Origin of the sequence: Sphingobacterium sp. UBA7253, assembly GCF_002472745.1 — a bacterium.
GTDB lineage: Bacteria > Bacteroidota > Bacteroidia > Sphingobacteriales > Sphingobacteriaceae > Sphingobacterium > Sphingobacterium siyangense.
Map to the genome: position 1 here is coordinate 984 of NZ_DKSP01000193.1, position 5,831 is coordinate 6,814.

Genomic DNA, 5,831 nt, shown 5'->3' on the forward strand with positions numbered 1-5,831 from the left:
TTTCTAAACAAAGGAAAAAGGTTTCTTTCCATATGGAGTTTCGCGGGTTTTAAGATAAAATCACCGGCCTTAATTACTCCTCCAAAAAGTAGAATTGCTTCAGGAGAAGAAAACATCACAAAATTTGCTAATGCTTCACCCAGTTTCTGCCCAGTATACCTAAATACCTCAATGGCTATCGCATCCCCTTTGAGCGCACATTCATGAACTGTCTTCGAATTGATCGCGTCCTCAGGGAATTGATTCAACATCGATTCCGGAAATTCGGCCCGCATTTTCTTGGCTGTAATGGTGATCCCTGTAGCAGATGCATAAGCCTCTAAACTTCCTTCAGAACCCGTACTCCAATGTTTTCGTCCTCCTGGTTTGACAATGGTATGGCCCAATTCGCCAGCAAAGCCATCGTGTCCATAAATAAGCTTCCCTCCGGCCACTATGCCGCTTCCTACGCCCGTGCCTAAGGTAATCATAATAAAATCTTTCATGCCGCGTGCCGCACCAAAAAGCATTTCACCATAAGCAGCGGCATTTGCATCATTGGTAATGGTGCAGGGAATCTTAAATTTGGCCGTCATTAAATCGCTAAATCGAATCACACCTTTCCAAGGGAGATTGGGAGCGTGGTCTATTGTCCCAGTGTAATAATTAGCATCAGGCGCGCCGACACCAATTCCATCAAAGCTTTGTTCACCACCAAATGCTTCAATTAAGGGATAAGCTTTCTCGTACAACGCATCAATAAACTCTTCCACCGTTTGATAAGCATCTGTTTTTATGCTTCCTTTTTCAAGTACTTCACCCCGATGATTGACCACACCAAATTTTGTATTGGTTCCACCGATATCTATTCCCAACGCCACGCGTTTTGATAAATCTATTAATGACATTTCTCTTCCGTGTTTCTAAGTTCTAAAATTACTAAAAGATAATATTTTATAAGGAATCAACAAAATCTTCTTCACAATTATCCATAAATAGCATGCTAATCCCCTTTGAAAAGCCGATCTACCGACCACCAGATCAACCTAACTTAAAAAATTTAAATGTGCTAAATACCCGATAAATATGAGGTAAAATAAAGTATCAGCAACCTAAAGCAGACAACGATATCTGCCGGTCACCCGGGATTTCAGCCAAATGAAAAATGGATTTCACGTTATTAACGAGTGTTTTTGTCCGTAAAGACTTTGTATAGCAGAATTACGACAGAGGACTAAAATCGGCATAATTTTAGCGTCTTAATAATTGCTGAATAATTGCTGAGCCGCTATATTAATACGCTAATGAATAAAATATTGAGATTTTTCGATCTACATCAGGGAGAAGACCGAAAGGAGGCTGTTCTAGAAAATGTTGTGAGCAATATCTCTTTTCGCGGTGCTAATGCATGGATTCTAGCATGTGCAATTGTGGTTGCATCTGTAGGGCTAAATGTAAATTCTACAGCGGTAATTATCGGTGCTATGCTTATATCTCCATTAATGGGCCCGATTGTTGGAGCTGGATTTGCGTTGGGGACATTTGATTTCCCCCTCTTAAAAAAATCATTAAAAAATCTATTGATAGCAACTTTAATAAGCTTAGTTGTTTCTTTTATTTATTTTCTTTTAAGCCCCTTCAAGGAAGCGCAATCCGAATTATTAGCGCGTACATCGCCCAATATCTATGACGTAATGATTGCACTATTTGGTGGTTTAGTAGGGGTTATCGCTATTACTAGGGTAGACAAAGGTAATCCTATTCCTGGCGTTGCCATAGCAACAGCCTTGATGCCCCCACTTTGTACTGCAGGCTACGGATTAGCTATCGGTAATCTCAGTTATTTTGCGGGTGCTTTATTTCTATACATCATCAATTGTGTTTTTATCTGCATTGCTACATTTATCATTGTCAAATATTTGCGTTACCCCAAAACTCATTATATCGATAAAAAACGCGAAAAAAGAATTACTCAAAGTATTACCATCATCACGATTATTCTTGTATTGCCAAGTGTCTATTTTGCATACAATCTACTGCAAGAAAAAAAATACACCAGCAAGGTAAACCAATTTGTTCAACAGGAACTCAGCAACAAAGGTTACACTGTTATCTATGAAAAGCTGGAGATGAATAGTAATCCAAAGAAACTTGAACTTGCCTTTTTATCAAAAAAATTCAGTGACAAAGAGGTAGAATCTTTACAGCGTGTAATGGAATCATTTGGTATTACCAATACTAACCTTGTCATTCATCAGGATAGTTTAGATTTAAAATCTAGTATTCTAAGCGAAATAGACAGACGTACAGCAGCTGTAAGTGAAAAGGATCTCACGATACGCGCCCTAAACAATGAATTAGCGAAATACCAGTTGGCCAGTCCGCAACTTGATCGCGATATCGCTGTATTATTCCCCGAACTGAATTCCTATAGCATTGGTGTCCAACAACATTATGCAAAGGCCGATAGCGTCGCCAGGATCGTAGCATTTATATACGCTACCAAGACCCCACTTCCATTAGCGCAACACGAAAAATTACAACAATGGTTGCAAAATCATTTTCCTAAAGATAGTGTAGCGATTATTAGTCAATAGTAGGCAATCCATCGGAAAATATATTTTTAATAGCATCTGCTCAACAAGCAAGTAATGGAAAAATTAAAAGATCAGGACCAGCCATTCGTGTTTTTTAACGATTTAAGGAAAATATAACACAATACTGGAAAGCCTACATAGTAAATAACGACAATGAACAGCGGAAATATTCCTTCAGGTCTAACCGGATCGACGGCATGAGCTTTTACCAAAAGTTGCAATCCAATATTTTTTTCCTTTGAGAATACGACCATTGTTGTGAAATTATAAGCAAAATGCAAAGCAATTGGAAATATTATTTTACCTGTTTTTATACATATACGTGCTAGTAAATAACCAAATACACCCGTCGACATAAGAACTCTTGACATTTCAAACACATGTCCGATTACGCCATATGAAAACCAGTGATAAACTCCAAAAGCTATGGCTGTTATGAATGCAGCTTTTGTCTTCCCAAAGCGACTGACTAGCATATACAATAGAGCTCCTCTAAAGATCAATTCTTCAAATATAATTGCTTTTGATACATAATAAAGACTTCGAAAAAAATCTCCAAGTGTATACTCTGGGTTAAATTTATAAGGATTTTCTACCAAATAGGCTATTCCCAAATAGAGGATAACCAAATAAAACATTGGTACAACCAAACTTAAAAATAACAGTTTGCCTTTCGCATAAAAGCCCAACACCCTAAGATCCTGGTGACAGAAGTGTTTTAGTAAAAACCAAGAAACCAACAATTCAATAACAATAGCAATCATACTTTTTTTCTACAAAGCTATGGCCTTAAATCATTTAATTTTACGACATTTGAATACGTCGCAAAATGCCGTAAGATGACCAATAAATCAAGTAAAGAAAAAATTGCACTTCTGATCAAAAATGCACGTATAAACCGAGGCTACTCACAACAGCAACTTGCTGATCTGGTCAAGCTTAATCTGCGATCCGTACAGCGTATTGAAAATGCTGAAGTCCTTCCAAGGGCCTATAACCTAAATCTTATAGCAAGGGAACTTGAGCTGGATATAGCAGTACTGAAAGAGGAAAGCAATATTTCAGATACAGCAGAACCTGACCAAATCAATAATACATTTAATAAACCTCGAAAACTCATACTAAGTATCGGTATCGGATTGATTGGTATTTTATTAATAGCCGCCTTTCTATCACAATCAAGTGGTTTCCCGGAAACGAGCTTTGAACTGTTTTTGTTGCTTGCTTTGGTTGTTGTGGTTTATGGGATCATACTTTGGACCATTTGGCGTAGTTAACAATCTACTACTTTACGATAGATGCATCTTGTATAAAAATTTCAACCCGAGTCCTGTCTTTTTCGTTAAGCTTGACATATCCTTTTAAAGTAATAGGGTTCTCCTTCAACCAAATTTTATCGTTGTTAGCCAACGTAATCTCTACCATCGGTGGAATTCCATTTTGCCCACAAAACATGCATTGTAAAACAGGTAAAACGGACAATAGGAACCTGTTATGTCGGAGACCTGTCTTGAGCGGCACCATATACCCCTGAAGTTCCACCTTCATGCCATCCATTTTTGCAAGCTTACTGGGAAAAAATGGCGTGTATATCGTTTTCCCATTTTTCTTGTTCACTTTATACAACATGGTATCAAAGGTTTTCCAAACTTCATTCATGAGTGGCTTATGGTCTGCTAAATGCTGAGATTCCAACCCCGTTTGTGCCAAGACTGAATAACACTCTCCACCTAAAAAAATGAATAAAAAAACAAGAGTAAATTTCTTAAACATAGCCTATTAAAGATGTGACAATCAAATATAGTGAAAAAACATTACATGCAACTAAATTGCATTTACTACTTTTTCACTATATTTATAAAAATAAGTTAACAACTCCTAATTGCAGGAGCCTTCGTATATCTAATCAGCGTACACTAACAAAGGAATTATTTATGAACACATCATTAAAAAGAGACATCTCCTCCCCCATCGAAAATCTAGGCGATCTTCATATCATGACTTCGATTGATACACCTATGCGACATGATGCATTTACACGAACCGACAGCGAGAAAATTAAAAAGATCGCGCAGCTTTTTCAGGATATCATGCATGAACTAGGCCTTGACCTCCAGGATGATAGTCTCAGTGGAACCTCCTATCGTGTGGCTAAAATGTATATCAATGAATTGTTCTATGGCCTCAATCCAGCCAATAAGCCCCAACTTTCCACATTCGAAAATCGATATGGTTACAACAAACTATTGGTTGAGAAAAATATACGTGTAAATTCAGCCTGCGAGCATCATTTTCTGCCAATTGTGGGGCGAGCGCACATTGGTTATGTAGCAAAGAAAAAAGTAATCGGATTATCAAAGATAAATCGTGTAGTAGATTATTACGCACACCGCCCACAGGTACAGGAACGGCTTACGTTACAGATTTTTAATGAACTTAAATCGACCTTAGAAACGGATGATATTATTGTGCTCATTGACGCAGATCATCTCTGTGTATCAGCACGGGTAGTTAAAGATACGACCAGTAGTACAACTACCATGGAGTATAGTGGGATATTCGCATCGGAAAGTCAAAGAAATGACTTCTTTAATTTATTGAAATAAGATACCATATGGAATAATTTTCCATGTACTTCTGACAATTATAGATCGCATATTTAATCATAAAAAATGAATAAAAGTCATGCTCGCCCTGTCACGATACTGACAGGCTTTTTAGGTGCCGGAAAGACTACTTATCTAAACGCCCTAATGAAATCATATCCGAACAAACGTTTTGCTATTATCGAAAATGAAATCGGCCAACTCAACGTTGACAGCATGTTACTGACTGAAAATTACGGACAACTTGTTCCACTTCAGGAAGGCTGTCTCTGTTGTACGCTAAATGACGAGCTCTATAGTTCGCTTGAATTACTTTATAAAAAACAAGATAGTTTTGACGAGTTGGTTATCGAATGTACTGGTTTAGCCATACCGACTGCAATTATAGAGCCCTTTACGACGCACCCGATATTCCATAACTACTTCCCTTTAAAAAAAATTATTTGTCTCGTAGATGCCGCTCTTGTCGAAGATCAGATCAAGGAAAGAGATGAAGTACTCAGACAAATTATGGCGGCTGACGCCATCATCATTAATAAAACCAACGATGTACACCCAACTTATCTAGATTCGCTGTACAATTATTTAGCGAACCTAAATCCACTTGCAAAAACTTTATATTCGAAAGGAACAATGGAATTTCCTTTTG

Annotated in this window: 7 protein-coding genes; 4 read left to right on the forward strand and 3 right to left on the reverse strand. The window is 37.6% G+C overall.

What is annotated here, in order from left to right:
* A partial coding sequence (locus B2X72_RS19365; protein WP_286851134.1) for an ROK family protein occupies positions 1–887 on the reverse strand: 887 nt, incomplete at its 3' end.
* Between the two features lie 396 nt (positions 888–1,283).
* Between B2X72_RS19365 and B2X72_RS19370 the strand changes: the two genes are divergently transcribed.
* A complete protein-coding gene (locus B2X72_RS19370; RefSeq protein WP_070566881.1) occupies positions 1,284–2,576 on the forward strand; it encodes a DUF389 domain-containing protein in 1,293 nt (430 codons plus the stop codon).
* A 71-nt stretch (positions 2,577–2,647) separates the two neighbouring features.
* On the opposite strand, the gene B2X72_RS19375 is transcribed toward B2X72_RS19370, so the two are convergent.
* Positions 2,648–3,340, reverse strand: coding sequence for a CPBP family intramembrane glutamic endopeptidase (locus B2X72_RS19375; RefSeq protein ID WP_070566883.1), 693 nt, complete (start codon positions 3,338–3,340; stop codon positions 2,648–2,650).
* A gap of 75 nt (positions 3,341–3,415) precedes the next feature.
* Between B2X72_RS19375 and B2X72_RS19380 the strand changes: the two genes are divergently transcribed.
* Entirely contained in the window at positions 3,416–3,853 is a 438-nt protein-coding gene (locus B2X72_RS19380; protein WP_070566885.1) for a helix-turn-helix domain-containing protein, read from the forward strand.
* Between the two features lie 7 nt (positions 3,854–3,860).
* On the opposite strand, the gene B2X72_RS19385 is transcribed toward B2X72_RS19380, so the two are convergent.
* Positions 3,861–4,349 carry a hypothetical protein gene (locus tag B2X72_RS19385; RefSeq protein WP_070566887.1) on the reverse strand — a complete coding sequence of 163 codons (489 nt, stop codon included), beginning with the start codon at positions 4,347–4,349 and terminating at the stop codon, positions 3,861–3,863.
* Positions 4,350–4,510: 161 nt separating this feature from the next.
* On the opposite strand from B2X72_RS19385, the gene folE reads away from it, so the two are divergent.
* Entirely contained in the window at positions 4,511–5,182 is a 672-nt protein-coding gene (gene folE, locus B2X72_RS19390; protein WP_070566888.1) for a GTP cyclohydrolase I FolE, read from the forward strand.
* A 66-nt stretch (positions 5,183–5,248) separates the two neighbouring features.
* On the forward strand, positions 5,249–5,831 hold a 583-nt coding region (locus B2X72_RS19395; protein ID WP_286851136.1), incomplete at its 3' end, for a GTP-binding protein.

Bases quoted from the DNA above. Each gene is read 5' to 3' on its own strand.
- B2X72_RS19375 (WP_070566883.1), bottom strand. From the start codon at position 3,340: ATGATTGCTATTGTTATTGAATTGTTGGTTTCTTGGTTTTTACTAAAA.
- folE (WP_070566888.1), top strand. From the start codon at position 4,511: ATGAACACATCATTAAAAAGAGACATCTCCTCCCCCATCGAAAATCTA.
- B2X72_RS19380 (WP_070566885.1), top strand. From the start codon at position 3,416: ATGACCAATAAATCAAGTAAAGAAAAAATTGCACTTCTGATCAAAAAT.
- B2X72_RS19385 (WP_070566887.1), bottom strand. From the start codon at position 4,349: ATGTTTAAGAAATTTACTCTTGTTTTTTTATTCATTTTTTTAGGTGGA.
- B2X72_RS19370 (WP_070566881.1), top strand. From the start codon at position 1,284: ATGAATAAAATATTGAGATTTTTCGATCTACATCAGGGAGAAGACCGA.